The sequence below is a fragment of the Paraburkholderia rhizosphaerae genome (assembly GCF_004366595.1).
Taxonomy (GTDB): Bacteria; Pseudomonadota; Gammaproteobacteria; order Burkholderiales; family Burkholderiaceae; genus Paraburkholderia; species Paraburkholderia rhizosphaerae.
In genome coordinates this window covers 100,808-123,224 of record NZ_SORE01000002.1, presented here as the reverse complement: position 1 = coordinate 123,224, position 22,417 = coordinate 100,808, and the positions used below count along the sequence as shown (strand labels likewise).

At 64.3% G+C, this 22,417-nt stretch carries 21 protein-coding genes and 1 pseudogene; 5 read left to right on the top strand and 17 right to left on the bottom strand.

Going from position 1 to position 22,417, the window contains the following annotated elements; translation table 11 throughout:
• Positions 1-59: 59 nt before the first annotated feature.
• The 3 genes from BX592_RS02675 to BX592_RS02665 form a co-directional block, all read right to left on the bottom strand.
• Complete coding sequence (locus BX592_RS02675; protein WP_134190109.1) at positions 60-266, bottom strand: hypothetical protein; 207 nt, start codon at positions 264-266, stop codon at positions 60-62.
• Positions 267-374: 108 nt separating this feature from the next.
• Positions 375-773, bottom strand: coding sequence for a DUF2784 domain-containing protein (locus BX592_RS02670; RefSeq protein ID WP_134190108.1), 399 nt, complete (start codon positions 771-773; stop codon positions 375-377).
• Positions 774-845: 72 nt separating this feature from the next.
• Positions 846-1,442: a short chain dehydrogenase gene (locus BX592_RS02665; RefSeq protein WP_134190357.1), complete on the bottom strand. Its 597-nt coding sequence runs from the start codon at positions 1,440-1,442 to the stop codon at positions 846-848.
• Positions 1,443-1,743: 301 nt separating this feature from the next.
• On the opposite strand from BX592_RS02665, the gene BX592_RS02660 reads away from it, so the two are divergent.
• From BX592_RS02660 to BX592_RS02650, 3 genes are read left to right on the top strand one after another with little or no spacing between them, the layout of a single operon-like run.
• A complete protein-coding gene (locus tag BX592_RS02660) occupies positions 1,744-2,433 on the top strand; it encodes an ABC transporter ATP-binding protein (RefSeq protein ID WP_134190107.1) in 690 nt (229 codons plus the stop codon).
• A gap of 10 nt (positions 2,434-2,443) precedes the next feature.
• The gene (locus tag BX592_RS02655) at positions 2,444-5,035 is read left to right on the top strand and encodes an FtsX-like permease family protein (RefSeq protein ID WP_134190106.1); all 2,592 of its coding nucleotides are present in this window, start codon (positions 2,444-2,446) and stop codon (positions 5,033-5,035) included.
• A gap of 12 nt (positions 5,036-5,047) precedes the next feature.
• Positions 5,048-6,214 (top strand): lipocalin-like domain-containing protein, encoded by a 1,167-nt coding sequence (locus tag BX592_RS02650; protein ID WP_166676296.1) that lies wholly within the window; start codon positions 5,048-5,050, stop codon positions 6,212-6,214.
• Between the two features lie 28 nt (positions 6,215-6,242).
• Here the strand turns inward: BX592_RS02650 and BX592_RS02645 are convergent, their stop codons facing one another.
• The 4 genes from BX592_RS02645 to hpnI are packed head-to-tail and all read right to left on the bottom strand — an operon-like array spanning position 6,243 to position 10,879.
• A complete protein-coding gene (locus BX592_RS02645) occupies positions 6,243-7,286 on the bottom strand; it encodes a lysylphosphatidylglycerol synthase domain-containing protein (RefSeq protein WP_134190105.1) in 1,044 nt (347 codons plus the stop codon).
• Complete coding sequence (gene hpnK, locus BX592_RS02640) at positions 7,283-8,152, bottom strand: hopanoid biosynthesis-associated protein HpnK (protein ID WP_134190104.1); 870 nt, start codon at positions 8,150-8,152, stop codon at positions 7,283-7,285. The genes BX592_RS02645 and hpnK overlap by 4 nt, the downstream gene beginning before the upstream one ends.
• On the bottom strand, positions 8,149-9,612 hold the full coding sequence (gene hpnJ / locus BX592_RS02635) for a hopanoid biosynthesis associated radical SAM protein HpnJ (protein ID WP_377681603.1): 1,464 nt from the start codon (positions 9,610-9,612) through the stop codon (positions 8,149-8,151). The genes hpnK and hpnJ overlap by 4 nt, the downstream gene beginning before the upstream one ends.
• A gap of 31 nt (positions 9,613-9,643) precedes the next feature.
• Positions 9,644-10,879 carry a bacteriohopanetetrol glucosamine biosynthesis glycosyltransferase HpnI gene (hpnI, locus tag BX592_RS02630; protein WP_134190102.1) on the bottom strand — a complete coding sequence of 412 codons (1,236 nt, stop codon included), beginning with the start codon at positions 10,877-10,879 and terminating at the stop codon, positions 9,644-9,646.
• Between the two features lie 770 nt (positions 10,880-11,649).
• Here hpnI and BX592_RS02625 point away from each other — a divergent pair.
• Entirely contained in the window at positions 11,650-12,006 is a 357-nt protein-coding gene (locus BX592_RS02625) for a YkgJ family cysteine cluster protein (protein WP_243849296.1), read from the top strand.
• A gap of 120 nt (positions 12,007-12,126) precedes the next feature.
• On the opposite strand, the gene BX592_RS02620 is transcribed toward BX592_RS02625, so the two are convergent.
• The 3 genes and pseudogenes from BX592_RS02620 to BX592_RS02610 all read right to left on the bottom strand — a co-directional run bounded on the left by BX592_RS02620 (position 12,127) and on the right by BX592_RS02610 (position 13,958).
• The gene (locus tag BX592_RS02620; protein WP_134190355.1) at positions 12,127-12,468 is read right to left on the bottom strand and encodes a copper resistance CopC family protein; all 342 of its coding nucleotides are present in this window, start codon (positions 12,466-12,468) and stop codon (positions 12,127-12,129) included.
• A 62-nt stretch (positions 12,469-12,530) separates the two neighbouring features.
• A pseudogene (locus tag BX592_RS02615) lies at positions 12,531-12,862 on the bottom strand (hypothetical protein); the annotation flags it as partial.
• 304 nt (positions 12,863-13,166) lie between these two features.
• Positions 13,167-13,958, bottom strand: a complete 792-nt coding sequence (locus tag BX592_RS02610) for a DUF72 domain-containing protein (protein ID WP_243849294.1) — start codon at positions 13,956-13,958, stop codon at positions 13,167-13,169.
• Positions 13,959-14,265: 307 nt separating this feature from the next.
• Here BX592_RS02610 and BX592_RS02605 point away from each other — a divergent pair, with 307 nt between their 5' ends.
• The gene (locus BX592_RS02605; protein ID WP_134190099.1) at positions 14,266-14,655 is read left to right on the top strand and encodes a hypothetical protein; all 390 of its coding nucleotides are present in this window, start codon (positions 14,266-14,268) and stop codon (positions 14,653-14,655) included.
• Here the strand turns inward: BX592_RS02605 and BX592_RS02600 are convergent.
• From BX592_RS02600 to BX592_RS02570, 7 genes are read right to left on the bottom strand one after another with little or no spacing between them, the layout of a single operon-like run.
• Positions 14,601-15,455: a nitrilase family protein gene (locus tag BX592_RS02600; RefSeq protein ID WP_134190098.1), complete on the bottom strand. Its 855-nt coding sequence runs from the start codon at positions 15,453-15,455 to the stop codon at positions 14,601-14,603. The two genes, BX592_RS02605 and BX592_RS02600, sit on opposite strands and share 55 nt — an antisense overlap.
• A complete protein-coding gene (locus BX592_RS02595; protein WP_134190097.1) occupies positions 15,452-16,855 on the bottom strand; it encodes an amidase in 1,404 nt (467 codons plus the stop codon). The genes BX592_RS02600 and BX592_RS02595 overlap by 4 nt, the downstream gene beginning before the upstream one ends.
• Entirely contained in the window at positions 16,852-17,820 is a 969-nt protein-coding gene (locus BX592_RS02590; RefSeq protein ID WP_134190096.1) for a DUF1028 domain-containing protein, read from the bottom strand. Before BX592_RS02590 ends, BX592_RS02595 begins: the two co-directional genes overlap by 4 nt.
• A 23-nt stretch (positions 17,821-17,843) precedes the next feature.
• Complete coding sequence (locus tag BX592_RS02585) at positions 17,844-18,566, bottom strand: ABC transporter ATP-binding protein (RefSeq protein ID WP_134190095.1); 723 nt, start codon at positions 18,564-18,566, stop codon at positions 17,844-17,846.
• Positions 18,563-20,392: a branched-chain amino acid ABC transporter ATP-binding protein/permease gene (locus BX592_RS02580; protein ID WP_243849264.1), complete on the bottom strand. Its 1,830-nt coding sequence runs from the start codon at positions 20,390-20,392 to the stop codon at positions 18,563-18,565. Before BX592_RS02580 ends, BX592_RS02585 begins: the two co-directional genes overlap by 4 nt.
• Positions 20,385-21,218, bottom strand: coding sequence for a branched-chain amino acid ABC transporter permease (locus tag BX592_RS02575; RefSeq protein WP_208327841.1), 834 nt, complete (start codon positions 21,216-21,218; stop codon positions 20,385-20,387). The genes BX592_RS02580 and BX592_RS02575 overlap by 8 nt, the downstream gene beginning before the upstream one ends.
• A gap of 22 nt (positions 21,219-21,240) precedes the next feature.
• Positions 21,241-22,404, bottom strand: coding sequence for a substrate-binding protein (locus BX592_RS02570; protein ID WP_134190093.1), 1,164 nt, complete (start codon positions 22,402-22,404; stop codon positions 21,241-21,243).
• Positions 22,405-22,417 lie beyond the last annotated feature (13 nt).

The following is a 22,417-nucleotide window of genomic DNA, read 5'->3' as shown; positions in this document are numbered from 1 at the left end:
GTCCACAGGCGAAAACAAGGGCCGGGGAGGCATGAAACGCGCGTGCGGAATACGTTGCGTCAGCGGTCCGCGCTCATCGCAGCCAGACTCGCTTCGCCTGCATCTTTCGCAGCCGCCGCGGTGCTGAACGTATCGTCGGAAACCAGCGCACGCCGGACGTTTCGCGCATCGAAATCGACCAGCGAAATCACCCAGACGAATCCACCGGCATGTTCCGCGGTTTGCACAAACGCGCGCAGATTGGCACTGCTCTGCTCCGATTTCATCACGACCTCCTGATAAGCGTTGCGTTCACAGAACGCATCCTGACGATGCCGCGACGCACACCGCGTTCCTGCCCGCGCGTAACGAACTGCCGCACGATCGAGACAGGCTCACTGCGAGCGCGCCGATGCGCGACGAACGCGTCGCGCGGGAGGAACGAGCCGCCACGTCAACGCAACGAGCGCAGCGAACGCGACATACGCGACCGTAAACACCCAGGCGGGCAATTCGTAATACAACATGCGGCCGACCCAGCGTTGAATAAAACCTTCCGTCGCGCCGGCGTCATTGCGCAGGCAGTCTTCGAGCACGGTCAGCGGACAAGCAATGCCGGACAGCGCGAGCAGCGCGACCACGCCGATCGCCGCGAGATGCACACCGCGAAACACGCGGCCGCGCACCCACGGCCAGTTGAACAGCGCGCCAAGCCAGATCGCGACAAGTCCGCCGACAATAAACAGCACGATCGCCGCATGGACGACCAGCACGGTATCCGCGAGGCCTGTCATCGGCGCCTCGCGCGTCGGCATTCGACGCAGGCCATCCGCCCCCCTCCGCCACGGGACCGGTCCGACGCGTGGTCAGCGCGCGGCCGACACAATCTGCCCGGTGAACTCTTCGTCGACGCATTTGCGATACGCCTGCGCGACCACCGACGCACGCACGCCATCCGACGGATCGCGTCCCATCTGCTGCAACGTCTCCGCGACCCATCCGGGACTCACCACGTTGACGCGCAGCATCCCTTTCAACTCAAGCGCGGCCGCGCGGCAAAACGCTTCGACGCCCGCATTGACGATGCTGACTGCCGCGCTGCCTGGCATCGGATGCTGCGCGAGTATGCCGCTCGTCAACGTGACCGAGCCGCCCGGGTTGATCTTCTGCGCGCCGCAGCGCACCAGATTCACCTGACCCATCAGCTTGTTGTCGAGACTGAATGCAAAATCGCTATCCTGAAGTGCATCGAGCGGTGCGAATTTTGCTGTGCCGCCAACGCAGATCACTGCATCGAGCGGGCCCGCTTCGTTGTACATTGCCATGATGGATTGTTTGTCGGACAGGTCCACCTTAAGTGCGGAGCCGTTGCGGCTCGCGCCGATCACATCATGCTTCGGAGACAACTGCTGGATGATTTCCTTGCCGAGGAGCCCTGTCGCCCCGACCACCAGTACGCGCATACCGCCTCCCATGTCCACATACTCACGATGCATCGCGATGTGTGCGGCACCCGCGCGAGAACTGCGCGACGACCGCGCCGTGCCCGATTCCGCATGGTTCGTGCGGCTATGCCGGATAATGCGCGCGGCCGCCGGAAGGGAGCCCAATCATTCTGTTCCGCTCATTGGCTCAGTGCAACCTGCTTGCAACGCGTTTGCACGCACTTGCACCGCACTTGCCAGCCGCGAGCAACGCGCGCGCAACCCGATGCATGACGAACGCTTCGACGCAGCGCACTCAAGCTGTTCACGCTGAGGCCCCATGCTGACTCTGTCGGATGTCACCAAGCGCTATCCGGGCAATCCGCCGCGCACCGTGCTCAATCGCGTATCACTCGAACTGCGCGAAGGCGAGTGCGTCGCGATCATGGGCGAGTCGGGCACCGGCAAATCGACGCTGCTTAATCTCGCGGCCGGGCTCGACATGCCGGACAACGGGCGCATCGAATTCGACGGTCACGATCTCGCCACACTCGACGACGATCGCCGGACGCTTCTGCGCCGCGCGCGGATGGGCTTCGTGTTCCAGGCGTTCCATGTGCTGCCGAACCTCAGCGCCGCGCAGAACGTCGCGTTGCCGTTGCGGCTAAACGGTGTGTCCGCGGCGGACGTGACCGCGCGTGTTGCGTCGGTGCTCGCGTCAGTCGGACTCGCGGATCGCGCGGACACCCTGCCGCGCGAACTGTCGGGCGGCGAACTGCAGCGCATCGCGATCGCTCGCGCGCTCGTGCATCGTCCGGGTCTTGTGCTCGCCGACGAGCCTACCGGCAATCTCGATCACGACACCGCGACGCGCATTCTGCAGCTACTGCGCGATATGACGCGCCAGTCGCGTGCTGCTGTGCTGCTGGTCACGCATTCGACAGCGGCCGCGGCCAGCGCGGATCGCGTGCTGCGGCTGACGCGCGACGGTCTGGCGCCGTACGCGCCGCCGGTCGAGCGCACGCTATGAGGCACACGCAATGATCAGCGGCGATCTTCGGCATGGTGTGCGCGCGTCTACTGCCCGGTCCTCTTCCGCGCGCGCGATCCTGTCGACCGCGGCCGCGCTGATCGCCGGCGAAAGCCGCAGCCACCCGCTGCGCGCATTGGTCGCCGTGCTGGCAATCGCGGCCGGCGTCGCGATGGGTTACGCGGTGCAGTTGATCAACGGCGCCGCGCTGACCGAGCTCGCATCGACCGTCAATTCGCTGATGGGCAACGCCGACCTCGAAATACGCGGCCCGCGCACTGGTTTCGACGAATCGCTGTATCCGCGCATCGCGCGGTTGGCGGACGTCGCGGCGGCAAGCCCGGTCGTCGAAGTCGATGCGCGCATTGCGGGACGCGGCGACGTGCTGAAACTGCTCGGCGTCGACGTGTTCCATGCGGGACGGGTCACACCGGATCTGGTTGGGCGCGTCGACAATGCGTCCGCGGACCGGCTCAATCTGCTCGCGCCGGACACGGTGTTTCTGTCGCCCGCGGCGCTCGCATGGACTGGCCTCAAGGTGGGCGACACGCTGACCGTGCAAGTCGGCCTACGGCAGGTCGCGCTTCACGTCGCCGGCACGCTGCCCGCGTCCGGCACCAGCGTACGTGTCGGCGTGATGGATATCGGCGCTGCGCAATGGCAGCTCGAACGTCTCGGCACGTTGCAACGCATCGACATCAAGCTGAAAGCCGGCGTCGATGCAGACGCGTTCGCGCGGCAGATCGCGGCTCAGTTGCCGGCCGGCGTCACCGCGGTCGACCCGCGCGACAATGCGCACCGTACGTCGCAACTGTCGCGGGCATATCGCGCGAACCTGAATGTGCTCGCACTGGTCGCGCTGTTCACCGGCGCATTCCTCGTGTTCACGATTCAGGCGCTCGCCGCGCTGCGGCGCCGTACGCAATTTGCGTTGCTGCGCGCGCTCGGTGTGACGCGCCGGGGCCTGGTCGCGTTGATCGTCGCCGAAGGCGCGTTGCTCGGCGTGTTGGGCGCACTGACCGGTGTCGCGCTCGGGTATGCGGTGGCCGCGGCCGTGCTGCATTTCGCCGGCGGCGATCTTGGCGGCGGCTATTTCGAAGGCGTGCGCCCTCGCGTCCATTTCGATGCAGCGGCAGCGTGTCTGTTTGTCGCGCTCGGCATCGCCGCCGCGGTGCTCGGCAGCATTGCGCCGGCGCTCGAAGCGGCGCGTGCACAACCGGCTCAGGCACTGAAAGCCGGTGACGAGGAAACGCATCTGAAGCATCTGCATCGAGCGCGCTCGCTGCTCGGCCCGCTGGTGGCGATCGGGCTGGCGGTCGCTGCCGCGCGCGTGCCGGCCGTGAATGGCCTGCCGCTGTTCGGTTATGTGGCGGTCGCGCTGCTGCTGATCGGCGGCGTGCTCGCGATGCCGTATCTCGCGCGCACCGTATTCGATGCGTTGCCGCGCACGCAACACGCGTTGCCGCAGCTCGCGCTCGCGCAGCTGGCACATGCGCCGGGGCGCGCCGCGATCGGGCCGGCCGGGATTGTCGCCAGCTTCAGTCTGATGGTCGCGATGGCGATCATGGTGTCGAGCTTCCGGATTGCCGTCGACGACTGGCTGCAGTTACTGTTGCCCGCGCCGCTTTATCTGCGCGCGGCGCCCGCCGGCGACAGCGGCTTCCTGTCCGAAAGCGACCAGGCGACGATATCAGCAACGCCTGGCATCGCGCGCGCCGAATTCCTGCGCTCGACGCAAATTACGCTCGATATGCGGCTGCCGCCCGTTGCGCTGATTGCGCGCCCGATCGATCCGGGCAATCCCGCCGCGCGCTTGCCGCTAACCGGCGCGCCGCGCGTTCCGGGTCGCGATACCACGCCGCCCGCATGGGTCAGCGAAGCAATGGCGGACTTATACCGGCTGCACGTGGGAAACCGCATCGCGTTGCCGGTCGGCGGGCAATCGGTGAGGTTCGTGGTCTCCGGCATATGGCGCGATTACGCACGCCAGTTTGGCGCAGTAGTGATCGACGAAGCGGACTATCGCAAGCTCACGAACGACACGCGCGCAACCGACGCCGCACTGTGGCCCGCGCACGGCGTCACAGCCGCGCAAGCAGCCGCGCGCATTCGCGAGCGCGTCGCAGGCGGCGATCGTCTGTCGTTTTCCGAACCCGGCGAAATTCGCGCAGCAAGCCTGAAAATCTTCGATCGCAGCTTCGCGGTCACTTATCTGCTTGAAGCGGTCGCGGTGCTGATCGGCCTGTTCGGCATCGGCGCGAGCTTTGGCGCGCAGGCGCTGTCGCGTACGCGCGAATTCGGCGTGCTGCGTCATCTCGGTGTGACCCGTGGTCAGATCGCGGCACTACTGGTACTTGAAGGTGCACTCGTTGCACTGCTTGGCGTCGCGGCGGGGCTCGTGATCGGCACGGGAATTGCGGCTGTGCTCGTCTACGTGGTGAACCCGCAGTCGTTTCACTGGACCATGAGCTTGCATATGCCCTGGGCGCTCGTGAGCATACTCGCGTCGTCGGTCGTGCTCGCCGCGGCGGTAACTGCTTTGTGGAGCGCGCGTTCGGCACTGTCGGTCGATGCGGTGCGCGCCGTGCGCGATGACTGGTAACGCACTGAACCGATGAAACGCCGCTCTTTTCTCGCGTTGCCTCGCGCACTCGCTTCGTTGCTGCCGTTGATGCCGCTAGCGCCGCTGCTGTCGCTTATGCGGCCTCTGCGAGCACAAGCGAAGCCGCCCGACTATCCGCCGGTCGCGCCGGGACGCGCGCTGGACTTTCCGCGCGACTTCGGCTCGCATCCGCAATACCGGACCGAATGGTGGTATGCGACCGGCTGGCTCTTCACTGCAAGTAACACCGCGCTCGGTTTTCAGGTCACGTTCTTTCGCTCACGGCCCGAGCTCGACGACGCGAACCCAAGCCGGTTTGCGCCGCGTCAACTGCTGTTCGCGAACGTCGCGATCAGCGACCCGCAAGCGGGAAGATTGCAGCATGATCAACGTTCGGCCCGCACCGGCTTTGGCCTCGCGCAAGCGAGCGAAACGGATACCAGCGTGCAGATCGGCGCGTGGTCGCTGACGCGCGACGCGCACGACGGCCGCTATCAGGTCGACATCGGCGCCGCGGACTTCGCGATGGCGTTCGCGATGCAACCGACGCAGCCGGTACTGCTAAACGGCGCGCAAGGTTATAGCCGCAAAGGGCCGCTTGCAAGCGAGGCAAGCTACTACTACAGCCAGCCGGCGTTGCGCGTGACCGGCATGCTGACGCGCAATCGCGCGTCGGGCGGCAAGCCCGAGCCGGTGCATGGCATCGCGTGGCTCGATCATGAATGGTCATCGGCGTACCTCGCCGATGACGCAGTCGGCTGGGACTGGATCGGCATCAACTTCGACGACGGCAGTGCGTTGATGGCGTTCCAGATTCGCGACAAAGCGGGCCGCAAGTTCTGGGCGGGCGGCACGCTGCGACGCGACGACGATTCGACGCAGGAGTTTGCACCGGACGACGTCGTATTCACGCCGCTGCGCTGGTGGCAATCGCCGCATACCAACGCGCGCTATCCAGTCGCGATGCGGGTCGACGCTGGCGACCTGCGTCTGACGTTGACGCCGCTGTTCGACGATCAGGAAGTGGACAGCCGCGCCAGCACCGGAGCGGTCTATTGGGAAGGCGCGGTAACCGTCACGCAAACGCGGCATGACGCCGCACGCGCGGACCAGGTCGCGACGCCAGTCGCGCGTGGCTATCTGGAATTGACGGGTTATGTCGCGCGGCTCGAACTGTGAGCGCGTCGGTCACGCGCATCCGCCTGCTTCAGCTTTCGGACGTCACCGGATCGGGCGTATCGACGCGCTTTTTCGGAACGCGCACCGGCACCAGTACGCGCACCCGCTTTCCCGCATCGCGACGGTACCACTCCGCGCCTTGCCATGACACCAGCGCGAGGCAGCCGAAGATGACCTCGCGCATCCGCTTGACCAGCGCGAGCGACAGCGCCGCATCGTGGCCGACGCCGAACATCTGCGCGAGCAGCACGACAGCGGCCTCCTGCACGCCGAGACCGGACGGCACGAAGAATGCCGCGTGCCGCACCGCTTGCGTAATCGCTTCGATCGCGATCGCACCGCCGATCGACACCGGATGTCCAAGCAGCGCAAGCGCCACATACGCTTCCAGCGCGCCGAGCACATAGCCGGCCAGTTGCCACAGGAACGCGCGGAATAGCAGCCCCGTACGCACCATCAGCGCGTCGATATCGGCATCGAGGCGCTTGCCGTCGATCCGTTGCACGAGCGGATGCGTGTCGCCAAACAGTCTCTTCGACCAGCGCTCGATTGCGTGGAAAATGCCACCGCGCCGCACGAAGACGATCGCCGCGGCCGGCAGCGGCATCGACAGCAGCAGGCCGAGCGCGACCGCGTGCCATGAACCCGCGGTTTGCGCGGACGCGACGATCAGCACGACGCCGATCGCCGAGAACGCATACTGCACCGCGAGCGTAATCAGCACTTCGACGATCACCGTCGCGCTAACCGCGCTGCCATCGGCGACTCGCCATTGCGCAAGCCGGATACCGATCACTTCGCCGCCGATCCCGACGACCGGCAGCAAGCGGTTCACCGCTTCGCGTACCGTCGCGACCCACAACAGAAAGCCCAATGACGCGCGCCGGTCGAGCAGCAGCCGCCACGCCTGCGCGTCGAGCAGCAGCGGCAGCAGATGCAATGGCACGAGCAGCAACAACGCGAAACCGGCCTGCCGGATCATCCGGATCGCGTCGCCGACCTGCATATGCAGCGTCAGCGCGATCAGGATCGCGATGCCGACCGGCAAGCCGAGCAAGCGCAGCCACTTCATGACAGCGCCACCTCGTGCGGCATCCGCGGCATCGCAAGCAGCACATCGCCGAAACCGCCGCGCCGCGCGCCGGCCGCATGCAGCGCCGACGCGACACGCGGCGATAACAGCGCATTCAGTTCATCGGTATGGCGATAGCTGCGCATCCCGTCGGACAGCGCATCGTCGCCCGCGGTTGCCGGGTGGCAATAAATTTCGCCGACGCCGTGCGGCAGGTTCGCGATCGTGTCGAGCAGCACCGCTTCATCCATGCCGCCGGTGTGCGCGATGCCGACCACGTAGTCGTTGTGCGCAATGCCCGCGCGCCGCAGCCGCGAGCGCACGCTCGCCATCCACGGACGAATCCATGCGGGCGAATGCGCTTCGTACGGCAGCCGCATGGCGCGCATGCCATAGTCGCGTCCGATTTCGAGGATCAGCGACAGCACGGTCGGATGCAGATGAAAATGCTTGTGAGTGTTGACGTGATCGAGCGGCAAACCCGTCGCTTTGAAAGCTTCGAACTGCGCGCGAATTTCCCGCGCGAGTTGCGCGCGCACGTAAGGCAGGAAGAAGAAACGAAAGCCGTCGCGCACCATGTTGTCGCCGAAACGGCCATGCGCGTCGACGAGTGCGGGAATCCGGTCGCGCGGCAGTGTCGCCGCGCCGTCCGCGAGCACCAGATGCAGACCCACACGCAACCCCGGCAAACGATGCGCGCGCTCGACCGCGTCGCGCGCGGCCGGCGCACCCACCATCAGGCTCGCCGCGGTCAGCACACCGTGTAGATGCGCATGCTCGACCGCGTCGTTGACACGCTGATGAAGGCCGAAATCGTCGGCAGTCAGGATCAGCGCGCGGCCGGAGGGCGGCGTAGCGGCGCTCACGCCTCGTGCGCCCTCAGGAAACGGAAGAACTCGACGCCTTCGCGCAGACGCCGCTTCATCATGTCCCAGCTCATCAGCATTTCGCGGACGATTTCCCAGATCTTCGACGGGCGGAAGTAGAACTGGCGGTAGAACTGCTCGAGATGGTGATAAATCTCTTCGCGCGACAGGTGCGGATAGCCGATCGCCGCCAGCTGCACGCCTTCCTTGCTGACGAGGTTGATCACCTTGTTCTCTTCCATCCAGCCGTTCTCGACCGCCTGCTTGTAGAGCGTCGTGCCCGGATACGGCGCCGCGAGCGACACCTGGATGGTGTGAGGATTGATTTCCTTCGCGTACTCGATGGTCTTCCTGATGGTTTCCTGCGTCTCGCCCGGCAGACCCAGAATGAAGGTGCCGTGGATCTTGATGCCGAGCTTCTTGCAGTCCGCGCTGAAGCGGCGCGCGAAGTCCGTGCGAACGCCCTTCTTGATGTTCACGAGGATCTGGTCGTCACCGGATTCAAAGCCGACAAGCAGCAGGCGCAGGCCGTTTTCCTTCATCACTTTCAGCGTCGAGTACGGCACGTTGGCCTTCGCGTTGCAGGACCACGTGACACCGAGCTTGCCGAGACCGCGCGCGATCGCTTCGGCGCGCGGCGCGTCGTCGGTGAAGGTGTCGTCGTCGAACATCACTTCCTTCACTTCCGGCATGTTGTCGCGGATCCACTTCACTTCCTCGAGCACGTTCTCGACCGAACGCACGCGATAGCGGTGGCCGCTCACTGTTTGCGGCCACAGGCAGAACGTGCAGCGCGACTTGCAGCCGCGACCCGTATAGATCGACACGTACGGGTAGTTCAGATAGCCGATGAAGTAGTTGTCGATGTTCAGGTCACGCTTGTAGATCGGCGCGACGAACGGCAGCGAGTCCATGTCTTCGAGCACCGGACGCCCTTCGTTGTGCTCGATCGAACCGTCCTTCGCGCGCCACGACAGACCCTTGATTTCCGGGAACGGCGTGCCTTCGGCGATTTCCTTGCACGTAAAGTCGAATTCCTCGCGGCAGACGAAATCGATCGCCTCGGTCGCGGTCAGCGAGTTGTGCGGATCGACCTGCACCTTCGCGCCAATCATGCCGACGATGATCGACGGTTTGTGCTTTTTCAGGTCTTCGGCGAACGACGCGTCGGTCGGGAACGACGGCGTGCTCGTGTGAATGATGACGAGGTCGTACTCCTCCGCGATTTTCAGCGTCTGTGCGACCGACAGGCCATCGGCCGGTGCGTCCAGCACGCGGCTGCCGGGCACCAGCGCCGCGGGCTGCGCGAGCCAGGTCGGATACCAGAACGAGCGGATTTCGCGCTTCGCCTGATAGCGCGAGCCCGCGCCACCGTCGAACCCGTCGTACGACGGCGCCTGCAAGAACAATGTTTTCATCTTCAATCCGCCCTGCAAATGGTCATCGTTGCGTTGAAACATGAATTTTATCGGGTTATTGGAATGCTGGAGTTCACCTGCCATCGGACACTTCCAGCACTTTGACTGTGTCCAGTTCGGTTGCGCCGCTCGCCGCCGCCCGCGCCGCGACCGGAACCCGCGCGCCGCGCCAGATCACGTGGGAGCCAAACGCGCCAGCGAGCCACTGTAGCATCAGCAACGTGTCGCGCAACGGGACCAGCGGCAAATCGCGCCAGAACGCCCGGAAGCCACGCGTGGCATACGCGTGCATCAGCAACCGCGCCACCGTGCCGGCGAGCGTCACCGCCGTCATCGCGATACTCGCGACCGGCCGCCCACCCTCTGCATGAAAGGCATTCGCAAGCTGAGCGCCGAGTAGCAGCCATGGCGACGTAAACGTGATGAACAGAAACGCGAAACCCGCCGGATTCACCGAGCGGATCGTGCGTAGCCAGCGCGTTTCGCGCTGCCAGAGCGCGGCGAAGCCGTTTTCGATCACGTCGGTCGCGACGATGACCTTCGACAATATCGTGTGCAGGCCAAGCCTGCGTACATGTTCGGTCAGCCAGAAATCGTCGGCGAGGCAGTCTTTCAGCGGCATGAAACCGCCGATCCGCTCGAAGATTTCGCGGCGCAGCGCGAGTGTCGCACCGAAGCCGAACTCGCGCGAACCGGTTGCGTGCGCAACCAGTACCGACGGCAGGAACCATTGGTTGACGAACAGCGCGCCGACGCGCGACCAGAAGCCTGTGATGCCGGTCGCACGGTACAGGCAGGTGACCACACCGGCCTGCGGGTCGGCAAGCGGCGCGCAAACCTGTAGCAGATAGTCCGGCGCGACAGCGATATCGCTGTCCGCGATCACCATCATCTCGTACCGCGAGTGTTCAGCCAGGTTGATCAGATTACTGACTTTCAGATTACTGCCATGCACGCGCGAATCGACCACCAGCGTGATGTCGCAATGCGGGTACGCGGCCTGCAGTCGGCGCACGACGCCAATTGCCGGGTCTTGCGCGGACGACACGCCGAACAGCAATTGAAAGCACGGATGGGTCTGCTCGCAGAACGTCGCGAGATTTTCATAGAGGCGCGGCTCCGCGCCGCACAGCGGCTTGAGCACGCTGACCGCGCCGAGCGGCGCCGGTGCGGGCTGCGGCCGCGCGTTTGCGGCGCGCCGCCCGGCTGAGTTCGAGCGCCGCATCAAGCCGGCTGCGCTCGCGACATAGGCGGTCGCCCCGCAGCAGATCGCCGCAAGCAGCCATTGCGCGTAGGTGGTCCAGTTCATCTTGGCCGAGCCTCCCTATGCCGGCGCTTATCGGTCAATTCGGTCGATAAACCAGAAATCGTCATTGGTTTGACTAACATCGGAGGCACTCCGCTCTTTTCGCAAAGCGAGCGTAAGGTTTGTATGTGAAGCGCAGATGTTACGGACGCCCCGTTAAAGGGTATCCAAATAAACCCCGACGCGCATGAAGCCCGCGCAAACCCTGTGTGGCCGCGCTTTTTAGCGGTAGCGGCCCGGTACGAACCGGGGTGCGACGTGCGTGGTCGCGACCGCACAAACGGAAAGGGACCGGTGCGCGGTCAGCCAAACCACGGACGCGGCATGTCTCGTCAATCTTTCGTTTCATCAGTCACACTTAAGCCTGAAGCGCACAAACGGAACCTTGATTTCATACGATGCGGCGAATTGCCCTTACGAAATCCAGTATATTTTCTTTCAGTTAAATATTCGACCAGCATCGAGTCTGGGTAGTCGATATTAACAGCGAAACCTTAGAGAATCATTAAGCTGACCTGAGTCTTCGACGGCGCTCCGGAGGGTCCCTCCGTACACTTCGGGTCATCTCCGCCTGGTTCGCTATCACCACGTTCGCTTGCTTCGTTTTTAGATATACAGGGATAGGTTTTTACAACAATCTTATGCATCCGCATCGTTAAAGATAATAAGCTTTATAACTATTATTAAAATTGCCTGAACGATTTTTCAATATGCAAGAAAACCAGCCGGTTCAACGACTCGACATACAGGCGGATAGCCGCGTTTTCGTCGATATGGCAAACGGCGACGCGAACCCCTGTCTTTCGTGCGGCGCATGCTGCCAGCACTTCCGCGTCTCGATGTATATGGGCGAGATGGCCAGTTCGCCGGGTGGTACTGTACCCGACGAAATGGTCAGCCGTGTGAATCCGTATATCGTTTGTATGAAAGGCACGGAAGCCGGACACGGCCGGTGCATCGCGTTACGTGGTGAAGTCGGGCAACCCGGCATTCATTGCGCGATTTACGCGCACCGGCCGTCGCCGTGCCGCGAATACCGTGTATGGTCTGAGGAAGGATCGCCGAATCCGGATTGCCAGCGCTTGCGCGCGAAGATCGGTCTGCCGCCGCTGCCGGCCATGCCGGATTGAACGCGCCACGTCGTCGTTGCGACGCGACCGGGGCGGCGGCAGTTTGCCGCACGCATGGCGGCGCGACGCCGGGGACAGCCGGCCGTCCTGTGCCGGTTGTTCCCGAAGACGAACCTCGGGCTACTTCACATTGAACGAGTAATCGCCGTGCGTGCGGTGCCCATCGGCTGCCACCGCGATCCAATGGACGGTGTAGTGGCCGGCCGCAAGCGCGGGCAACGGCACGGTGATCACGTCGGGCTGCTGCGCATCGATGCTTGCCTTGCCGGTCGAAACCGGCTTGCCCGTCACATCGGTCACGCTCAACGTCGAGAATGCGGGCTCAAGCGGGCCGTCGAACGTGATCTTCACCTGGGCCGGCGCGGACACCGTCGTGCCCGCCCCCGGTTCCTGCTTCGACGGAAACACATGCGCGAACACGGACTGCGCAATGAGCAGCGTCGCGCCACAGAACACCGGCATCGCTACGCGCCGGCGCAAGCCGGGGCGACCTGAGTTAGAAAAGAACATCGGACTTCCTTCGGTTAGAAAATGAACAGCGACTTGCCGATCATGGTCGGCGCGACGTCGTCGAACAAGATGTGAGCCTGCACCAGCCCCACTCGCGAACCGCTCGCACGATTGATCGGAATCTGCGCTTCGATGCCGAATTGCCCATATCGATTGATCCAGATAGCGCCCGGATTGACCGTGCCGGTCGTCTGGCCCTGACTACGCGCTAACGGCACTTCGACAGCGGCACGAGGTTCGACAGCGGCGCGGGCAAGCCGACGTCGTGCACGTGCTGCTGCAGATACGGCAAGCTGTATTGCACCGTAAAGCCATAGTTGAACGCATTCGGCTGACCCGCGCCGGTCGCCGCGCGTTTCATGTGCGAGCGACGGTGCGGCGATGTGGCACAGGCCAGCGCGTGCGCAATCGCACGGCCGGCGTCATGCCGATCGAAACAAACTCGGGGATGACTCGAATCAGGACGGGAAAGGAGGCGCGCGCGGCTGTGACGACGTCAACGGCTCAACGCGGCGCACCGTGTCGAACCGGACGGCCCGGCGATGCCTGATCAGCCAGACGGTGACCGCGAACGGACTCTGCACGCTCGGCACGACCGGCACATGTGCGCACGCCGACGCTTTCAACACGCCTTTCGACACGCTATACCGCTACGTACGCGGCTTTATTCGCTCGATCAATGCCATACCCGCCGCCGGGTTGTTTTCCTTGTAGCCGCTGATCACATACAGAAACACGTCGCGTGGGCTGTTACCGGCGGTCGGCTTCGTCACCGTCTCGAGTCCTTCAGGCTGGCCACCCGACGCCCACGCGTGCATACGCTCGGTCCAGCGTTCAAGCGCATCGTCGGCATAGCCACGCTCGAATGTGTCCGACGTGCCCATGATCCGTGCGTAGACGAAGGGCGCGGTCACATCGGCAATTTGCAGATATTTCGAGTCTCCGGCGATCACGATTGCAACGCCGTGCTTGCGCGCGAGTTCGACAAAAGCCTCGTCGCGAAAGCTGTCGTGCCGCACTTCGACCGCATGGCGCAACGCGCGGCCGCCTGCCTGCTTCGGCAGCAAAGAGAGAAACGCGTCGAAGTCCCGCTCGTCGAACTGCTTGGTCGGCGCGAACTGCCAGTTGATCGGTCCGAGCTTGTGCTTCAGTTCGAGCACGCCGCTTGCGAGAAAGCGCTCGATCGACTCGCCTGCTTCCGCCAGTACGCGGCGATGGGTCGCAAAACGCGGCGCTTTCAGCGAGAAGACGAAATCGTCCGGCGTTTCGTCGTGCCACTTCGCGAACGATTCGGGCTTCTGCGAGCCATAAAACGTGCCGTTGATCTCGATCGACGTCAGCTGACGGCTCGCGAATTCGAGTTCGCGCTTCTGCGCGAGGTCTTCCGGGTAGAACCGCCCGCGCCACGGCGCGAAGGTCCACCCGCCGATGCCGATGCGAATACGCGTGGGTCCGCAGGCCGGGCTGCTCGCGGATGCGGAGGTTGCTGCATCGGGCGCGGTCGTTTCCGGTGCCGCTGATTCGGATGCCGCCGGTTTGGGCGTCGCGCCCTTTCGCGCCGCGCCGTCGCGTACCAACGCTTGTTTACCCGCAGGACGGGCTGATTCGGTCGCGTCTTTGCGCGCGCGTTTGGCCGCGGGTCCAGGCGAGGCCACTGAGTGTGATTTCAAAGCTTCCTGTTTCAGCGATTGCGGGGCGGCTGTCGCGGCCACCTTCTTCGCCGGTTTGGGGGCAAGCCCGGTGGCCGACTTGGTCATCGGCTTCGGGGCTGTTTTCGCCGCCGCCTTTTTTGCGGCCGGCTTCGGGGCTGTTTTCGCCGCCGCCTTTTTTGCGGCCGGCTTCGGGGCTGTTTTCGCCGCCGCCTTTTTTGCCGCCCCTTTCGCGCCAGAATTCGCCGCTGCCGCAGCCGCCGTCTTACCGGCCGTTACCGAAGCCCGTTTGGACACCGCTTTCGTAGCGGATGCCGGCGCCGCCTTCGCGGCCGTTTTGCGCACTGCCATCGATGACGTCTCCCCTCATGCTTTCGAACCGTTCAAGTTTAGCGAATCGCACGAGGTTTGCATGCGCAAGTGTCCAGGCCAGCGTTATTCGTCCTCCGCGGACCGGTACACGTCCGGCCGCCGATCGCGCAGCACATGATTGAACGCATTCAGCTGTCGATGCCGGCGTGCATCGGCGAGATTGACCTCCGCGAGCAGAATGGTCTCCTCGGTGGCGCTCGCGGGACCCGCAACCGGCCAGCCATGTGCATCGACAATCACGCTACGGCCAAGAAACGGTTGGCCTCTTTCCTGGCCGACGCGATCCGCCGCGGCCACGAACAGACCGTTCGAATGCGCACCGGTCATCGCGAGCAGATTGGCCATTACCGGCAGGCCATCGGGTTGCGCCGGCATCGGCACCCAGTTGGTCGGCACGCACAGAATATCTGCGCCGCCGTTCGCGGCAAGCCGGAAAACCTCCGGAAACCAGATGTCGTAACAGATCGCGCACGCGACGCGGCCGAACGGTGTGGCAAAGACCGGCACGCCGAGATTGCCCGGCTCGAAATACAGATTCTCGTCGCCCCATAAATGCAGCTTGCGGTAATTGCCGAGCACATGCCGCGGACCGATGATCGCCGCGGAGTTGTACAGCACGTCGCCATCGCGCTCCGCGTACCCTGCGACGAGCGTCACGTTAAGCCGTGCGGCGACGGACGCCCACGCGCCGATCGTGTCGCCGTCGTCAAGCGGTTCGGACAACGCAAACGCTTCTTCGCGCGACTCGAACACATAGCCCGAATTGCACAACTCGGGCAGCACGATCAGACGCGCGCCACGCGCGTGCGCCTGTTCGATCAATTCGATTGCATGCGCAACGTTGCGCGACTTCGCGCCCACTTCCGGTTGCATCTGGATGCACGCGACGGATAGCCGGCTTTCCTTGCCTGAGGTCATTGCACGACACTCCTTGCAATCGGTGAGCGCATCGCGTTCCAGCGATGCACGTTTTCATAGGCCTGCGCGACGCGCAGCACGGTGACTTCGTCAAACGGCCGGCCCACGATCTGCAGGCCGACCGGCAACTCGTGCGTGTCGAACCCGCAGGGTAGCGACAACGCCGGCAGCCCGGTCAGATTGAACGGATACGTGAGCCGCCACGACGCGGCAAGCGGGCTTTCCTCGAGCCCTCCAGTCACCACCGACGCCTGACCGCGATGCCACGCGGTGACGGGCGACGTCGGCGTGACGATCACGTCGACACGTTCGAAGACCGTGCTGAAGTCGTCGATCAGCAGCGCGCGCAGCTGCTCAGCCTTCAGATAATCGGCGGCCGTTACCATCCGGCCGATCTCGACGAGTGTGCGCACGTCGTCGTTCATCGCAGCCGTCGCGCGCTGCTGCAGACCACGATCGTGATACGCACTCGACGACGCAAGCTCGATCGCATAGATCGCGCCGAGTCCGTATTGCAGATTCGGCACCTCGAAATCGACGATCCGCGCGCCGAGCGCGGCCAGATCGTCGAGCGCATCCTCGACGCGCGCTTCGACGTCGACTTCATTGGCGCCGAAGAAGTGATTGCGGCACACGCCAATCCGCAAACCGGCGATGCCCGCGTTCAACTGCGCGGTGAAATCGGGCACGGGCACGTCGGCGCTGCCGGGGTCGTGTGCGTCGAAGCCAGCCAGCACGTTTAGCAGCAACGCCGCATCGCGCACCGACAGCGCCAGCGGCCCCGCGTGATCGAGCGACCAGCTGTGCGGCACGATGCCGGCACGGCTCACGCGGCCGAAGGTCGGCTTGAGCCCAACCACGCCGCACAGGCTAGCGGGAATACGGATCGATCCGCCGGTATCGGAGCCGAGCGCGCCATAAGCGAGGCCCGCGGCGAGCGCCGCGCCCGAGCCGCCACTCGAACCGCCGGGGATGCGCGTCAGGTCCCATGGATTACGAGTCGGCGGCGTCTCGGTGCCCCACGCGAACTCGTGCGTACGGGTCTTGCCGATCAATATCGCACCGGCCGCACGCAAGCGCGCGACCGCGGCCGAGTCTTCACGCGCGAAGCTGTAGCCCGGTGCGTGGCTACCTGCGGTGGTCGGCATATCGGCCGTCAGGTAGTTATCCTTCACCGCAATCGGCACGCCATGCAATGGACCAAGAGGTACGCCGCACGCGGATTTTCGCGCGCAGCGCTCCGCCTGCTCGCGTGCGTTCGAGTCGATGCATTCGTATGCAAGCACGTCGGCGTCGAATGCGGCGATGCGCGCCAGCATGGCGTCCATTACATCGACTGGCGAGACATCCGACGCAGCGATGCGTGCCGCGAGCGAAGTGAGGTCGTCGATATCGCTCATGCGCTCTCCGTCGTGTCTTGCGTACCGGATGAGCGATCCGTTCGATAAAGACGCTTCACGTCGAATACGACGGCCGGATGCCGATCCGCCAGATCAAGCGTGCGCAGCTTGTCGATCTCCGTGAGGATCGAGCGATAAACCGACAGGTTGTGCGCGACGCGGTCGTCCGCAAAATCGACGCCGATCCACCGCGCGAGCTGATCGATATGATCGCTCGCCACATCGTGCTCATGCACGTCGCGCTCACGCATCGTCGCACCAGGGCGCGATAGCGGCGGCATCAATAACATGCGCGTAACATCGGGCGGCGGTGCGCGGCCCGGATCGTCGCGGGTCGGCATGCCTTCGACAAACGGCGTCATCTGCTGCCGCGCAATATCGAACACGCGCCGCAGTTCGGCGACCGGATTTTCATGTTCATCGACGCGCAGATCGACCCACGCATACGCTTCGTCACGCACCACTTTCAGCGCCGCCGACTGCCGTCCGCGCATATCGCCGCCGGCCGCTTGCCCGGCTTCGAGCGCCTGCATCAACCGCTCTTCCAGCGCGAGGTGCCGGGTCGCTTCAAACGAAGCCTGCATCGCATCGAGCGTCGCCGCGCCGACCAGCATGTTGCCTTGAATCGCATACCAGGCGCCCGTGCGTTGCCCAGCCCAGTCCGTGCATCGCACACCGGTCCATGCGGCGCCGTGCCCGCGGTGGCCGATCGCGCCGATCTGCCGCAAATCCGCAGCCGGGTCGCGGCCGAGCGCCTGCGCGAGCGCGCTCTCCGTATCGGCGCCGCTCTCGAGCAGATCGAGCGTGGTGAGCGCCAGATACGGATTCACCCACGATTGCGTCGACACTGCGCCGACACCCGCACGCACGTACACGCACATCGCACCCACCGCCGGCACCGCGGTACTGACCGCGACGCCGAGCGCACCGCTTTTATCGCAACGCGCGACAATCGAAAATGTCATGACCCGTGACCTCCTTCACGCCGCTAGAGCGACAGATACCGCGCAACCGTGGCCTGCGCAGCCGGCGCCGACGTCGATCCCGACGCGGGTATCTCGCCGAGTTCGAGCACCGCATAGCGATTCGCGACCGCAAAGGCGAAACGCAGATGCTGTTCGACGAGCAGCATCGACGTGCCCGCGCGGTCGCGCTCGCGCGTCAGGATGCCGATCAGCCGTTCGATCACCGAAGGCTGCATGCCCTCGGTGATTTCGTCGATCAGGATCAGCTTCGGCTGGCGGATCAGCGCGCGCGCGACCAGCAGCATCTTCTGTTCACCGCCGGACAAGGTGCCCGCCTTCTGCCGCAAACGCTCCTTCAGAAACGGGAAAAGGTCTTCGATGCGCGCAAACAGCGGCTTGAAATCGCGGTCGCGCGCGAGCGCGAGCTTCAGATTCTCTTCGACGGACAGGTCTTGAAACAGCGCCTGTTCCTGCGGAATGTACGCGACGTCGCGCCGCGCGATCCGGTTCGGCGGCAGTCCGGCGATGCGCTCGCCGAATAGCGCGATGTCGCCGCTTTTCGGGCGGATATAGCCCATCAGCGTTTTCAGCAAGGTCGATTTGCCCATGCCGTTCTTGCCCATGATCGCGACGACTTCGCCGCGCGCGAGGGTCAGGTCGACGCCCTTTAACACCATCGCTTCGCCATAGCCGCTTTGCAACGCGCCGATATGGACGGCAGCCGTTGTCGATGCCGATGCATTCATGCGCCGCCCTCCGCGTTGGCCGCACCCGTGTGCGATTCACCCGCATACACCGCGCGCACGAGATCCGAATTCACGACATCGTCGACACCGCCATCCATCACGATGCGCCCTTGATGCAACACGACGATGCGCGAGCTGATCTGCCGCACAAAATCGAGGTCGTGTTCGACCAGCAATAGACACATCCGATAGCGCGTCGCAAGCGACACGAAGATCGAGCCGATCTGCGTGCGTTCCTGTTTCGTGAGGCCCGCGGTAGGTTCGTCGAGCAGCACGGTGCGCGGCTCGAGCGCCAGCACCATCGCCAGTTCGAGCGCCTGCTTCTGTCCGTGCGACAGATACCGGCATGGCTGCTCAGGTATCCGGTCAAGACCGGTCAGCCGCAGCACATCGAGTGCCGGCTGCGGCAACTCGAGCGCGCTCGCGCGTTTCCATTTCGACGGCGGCGCCGCGCGGTAACGCGCAATGCGCAACGCGTCGGCGACACTCAGCGAATCGAATACGGTGGCCGTCTGGAACTTGCGCCCGACACCGAGCGCGACGCAGTCGTACGGCGCTAGGTGCCGGATATCGGCGCCGCCGATTTCAACGGTGCCGCCCGAGCGCTGCGCGCCGTCCGCGATGCAGCGCATCAGCGTGCTTTTGCCCGCGCCATTCGGGCCGATCAGGCTAAGCAATTCACCTGCATGCGCATCGAAGCTGATGCCGTCGAGCACCTTCAGACTGCCGAAATGCTTGTGCACGCCACGTAGCGACAGCGCGGGCGCGGGCTTGCTGTCTTCGGCACGCTCGCGCGCGGGCGCCGCAACGAAGGTCACGGGGACCGCCGCGGGTCCGCGGCGGCGCGGAATCGCACGGCGCACGCCATCCGCAACGAGCGGCGCGAGCCCGCGCGGCATTGCAACGATCACCACGACGAACGCGGTGCCGATCAGCAACATCCAGATATACGGCAAATCGCCGCTCAGATACGCGCTGCCCGTATCGATCAGCAGCGCGCCGACGATCGGCCCGAGCAGCGAACCGCGTCCACCGAGCGCCACCCAGATCACCAGCTCGGTGCCGAATACGAACCCGGCATACTCGGGCGCGACCACCATCTGCACACATGCGAACAGAAAGCCCGCGAATGCGGCGACCAGCGCGCAGGTTTCCATCAGCCGCGCCTTGTAGCGCGATACGTCGATGCCGAGATACTCGCAGCGCGATTCGTTCTCGCGAATCGCCACCAGCAGGCGGCCCGCGTCGCTGCGCACGAACAGCCACGCAACCACGGCTACCGCTGTCAAGAATGTGCCGGCGATAAAGAACCACGCTTCGAGCGGCAAATCGATGCTGTCGAACCCGGACAATCCGCTGCTCGACCCGGTGAACTCGCCGCCTGAATAGATTGCCTGCACGAGCACGATCGGCAGCACCAGCGTGACGACCGATGCGTACAGCGGCGACGCGCCGTGATAGAACGCGAGCCAGCCGATGGCCCGCGCGACGAGCCAGGCCGCGGCAAGTCCGGCAGCAAGCGCACCAGCCGCAAGCAGCGGCGAATAACCCGCATGGACAAATACCAGGCCCGCCGCATACGCGCCGATTCCAAAGAACGCCGATTGCCCGAACGTCAGGATGCCCGTGTAGCCCCACAGCAGGTCGACGGTCAACGCGAGCGCCGCGTACAGAAACGATCGGATCAGGTTGTTGACCAGAAAAGTCGGCAGCACGACGCTGCCTACCGCCAGCACCGCGAGCGCGACGACGCCGACCACCAGTGGCGCGCGCCACGGCGGCGCGGCCGGCACGCGTAGCGGTAACGTCGAAACAGGATCAGCCACGAGCAAAACCCTCCGGCCGGATACGCAGCAGCAATGCGGCTAGCACCGCGATTGTCAGTCCGCCGAGCACCGGATTGATAAATGTGCTGACCAGCACCTGAGCACCGCCGAGCACCGCGCTCGCCACCGCCAGGTTGACCAGCGATGCGCCCGACACCAGCACGAGCATGAACGCGCCGACCACCCACGCGACACCCATGTTCGGATCGACGCTCGCCAGCGGCGTGATCAGGCAGCCCGCCAGCGACGCGAGCGCCGCGCCGGTGCAAAACGTGATGAAGCGCACGCGTGTGCTGCTGATGCCGAGGCCCCTTGCCAGCGACTCGTTCATGATCACCGCGCGGGTCTGCAAGCCCAGCCGCGTGCCGTTCAACAGCCAGCCGAGCGCGAGCGCGACCAGCAACGCGACACCGACCAGCACCAGCCGGTACGCCGAATACTGCGCGCCCGCCAGTGCGATCGCGCCGGTCAGCGGGCTCGCGACCATTTGCACGCCGCGTCCGAACACCAGCGTGATGATCTGGCCGACGATGATGCCGAGGCCCCAGGTCGCGAGAATCGCATCGAGCGGACGCGCATACAGTGGACGCACGATAAAACGTTCGACCGCCATTCCGAGCACGAAGCCGATCGCAAGCGAACACGGAATGCTCCACCACCAGTTCAGCCCCGCTTGCGCGACGATCACGCTTGCATAGCCACCGGTCGTCAGAAACGCGCCGTGCGAGAAGTTGATGATTTTCATCACGCCGAACACGAGCAGCAATCCTGTCGAGACAATAAACAGGATCGCCGCCGTCGTGACGATATCGAGGCCCAGGTTCAGCATCGCGGCTTCCTCATTGCGCCTACTTCAGCGACGGGCACTGGTCGCCCGGATCGACGTTCTTGAACGAACCGATCACCTTGACCGAGCCGTCCGCCTGCACCTGGCCGAGATACATCGTGAGCGGCGTGTGGCGCTGCTTGTCCATACGAATCGTGCCGCGCGGACCATCGAACGAAACCTGCGCGAGCGCCGGGATCACCTTCGCGGTGTCGAAGCTTCCGGCTTTCTCCACCGCTGCCTTGTACAGGTAGATCGCTTCGTATTCGGGCACCGACAGGTCGTTCGGCGTCTTCAGGTCTGCGCCAAAGCGCTTTTGCATTGCCGCGAGAAATTGATGGTTGGCAGGCGTGTCGATGTTCGTCACGTACGAGCCGGAGATATAGATACCTTCGGCGTCCGCGCCCATGCTTTTCGCTGTGCCTTCGTCGACCGCGAGATTGCCGTATGGCAGCTTCACACCCGCGGCGCGTAATTGTTTGGTCAGCGTGACGTTCGGTGCGCCGCCGGCGGTCGACGTGATGATCGCGTCAGGCTTCGCGGCCTGCAGCTTGCTGATGATCGGCGTCCAGTCCGAGCCATCCATCGGCAGGTATTCGTTGCCGACCACCTTGCCGCCCTTCTTCTCGATGTAGCTCTTCGTGAAGTCGAGCATGCCGCGGCCGAACGCGTAGTCGCTGCCGATCAGGAAGAACGTCTTCGCGTGCTTATCCTTCATGAAGTAGTCGACGATCGGCGCGACCTGCTGGTCGGGCACCCATGCATCGACGTACATATAGCGGTTGCACGAACGGCCTTCGTAGAACGACGTATAGATGAACGGCACCTTGCCACGCGAGACGATCGGCAAGCCCGCATTGCGCGCCGCGCTGGTTTCCATTGAGATCAGTGCATTGACCTTCTTGTCGAAGATCAGCGAATCGAAGGCTTTTTGCGCACCCGCCGCGCCGCTGCCGTCGTCCGCCACTTCGAGGCTCACCTGGCGACCGAGAATGCCGCCCTTAGCGTTGATTTCGTCGACCGCGAGCTGCGCGGATTGCACGACCGATGGCGCGACCACGCTATTCGCACCGCTCAAGCCCACCGGCACGCCGATCTTGATCGGATCGGCGGCGAATGCTGTCTGCCCGGTCACGATCGACGCGAGCAACGCGGCTGCCGCCGCGACGGAAGAGATGCGCTTCATTGTTGTATTACTC

What these genes read in the sequence shown, in the direction of transcription:
- BX592_RS02570 (WP_134190093.1), bottom strand. Translation starts at nt 22,404, where the DNA reads ATGAAGCGCATCTCTTCCGTCGCGGCGGCAGCCGCGTTGCTCGCGTCG.
- BX592_RS02590 (WP_134190096.1), bottom strand. Translation starts at nt 17,820, where the DNA reads ATGACATTTTCGATTGTCGCGCGTTGCGATAAAAGCGGTGCGCTCGGC.
- BX592_RS02670 (WP_134190108.1), bottom strand. Translation starts at nt 773, where the DNA reads ATGACAGGCCTCGCGGATACCGTGCTGGTCGTCCATGCGGCGATCGTG.
- BX592_RS02645 (WP_134190105.1), bottom strand. Translation starts at nt 7,286, where the DNA reads ATGAAGTGGCTGCGCTTGCTCGGCTTGCCGGTCGGCATCGCGATCCTG.
- BX592_RS02620 (WP_134190355.1), bottom strand. Translation starts at nt 12,468, where the DNA reads ATGCCGGTGTTCTGTGGCGCGACGCTGCTCATTGCGCAGTCCGTGTTC.
- BX592_RS02595 (WP_134190097.1), bottom strand. Translation starts at nt 16,855, where the DNA reads ATGAGCGATATCGACGACCTCACTTCGCTCGCGGCACGCATCGCTGCG.
- BX592_RS02625 (WP_243849296.1), top strand. Translation starts at nt 11,650, where the DNA reads ATGGCAAACGGCGACGCGAACCCCTGTCTTTCGTGCGGCGCATGCTGC.
- hpnJ (WP_377681603.1), bottom strand. Translation starts at nt 9,612, where the DNA reads ATGTTTCAACGCAACGATGACCATTTGCAGGGCGGATTGAAGATGAAA.
- hpnI (WP_134190102.1), bottom strand. Translation starts at nt 10,879, where the DNA reads ATGAACTGGACCACCTACGCGCAATGGCTGCTTGCGGCGATCTGCTGC.
- BX592_RS02655 (WP_134190106.1), top strand. Translation starts at nt 2,444, where the DNA reads ATGATCAGCGGCGATCTTCGGCATGGTGTGCGCGCGTCTACTGCCCGG.
- BX592_RS02665 (WP_134190357.1), bottom strand. Translation starts at nt 1,442, where the DNA reads ATGCGCGTACTGGTGGTCGGGGCGACAGGGCTCCTCGGCAAGGAAATC.
- BX592_RS02600 (WP_134190098.1), bottom strand. Translation starts at nt 15,455, where the DNA reads ATGACCTCAGGCAAGGAAAGCCGGCTATCCGTCGCGTGCATCCAGATG.
- BX592_RS02650 (WP_166676296.1), top strand. Translation starts at nt 5,048, where the DNA reads ATGAAACGCCGCTCTTTTCTCGCGTTGCCTCGCGCACTCGCTTCGTTG.
- BX592_RS02660 (WP_134190107.1), top strand. Translation starts at nt 1,744, where the DNA reads ATGCTGACTCTGTCGGATGTCACCAAGCGCTATCCGGGCAATCCGCCG.
- BX592_RS02675 (WP_134190109.1), bottom strand. Translation starts at nt 266, where the DNA reads ATGAAATCGGAGCAGAGCAGTGCCAATCTGCGCGCGTTTGTGCAAACC.
- BX592_RS02585 (WP_134190095.1), bottom strand. Translation starts at nt 18,566, where the DNA reads ATGAATGCATCGGCATCGACAACGGCTGCCGTCCATATCGGCGCGTTG.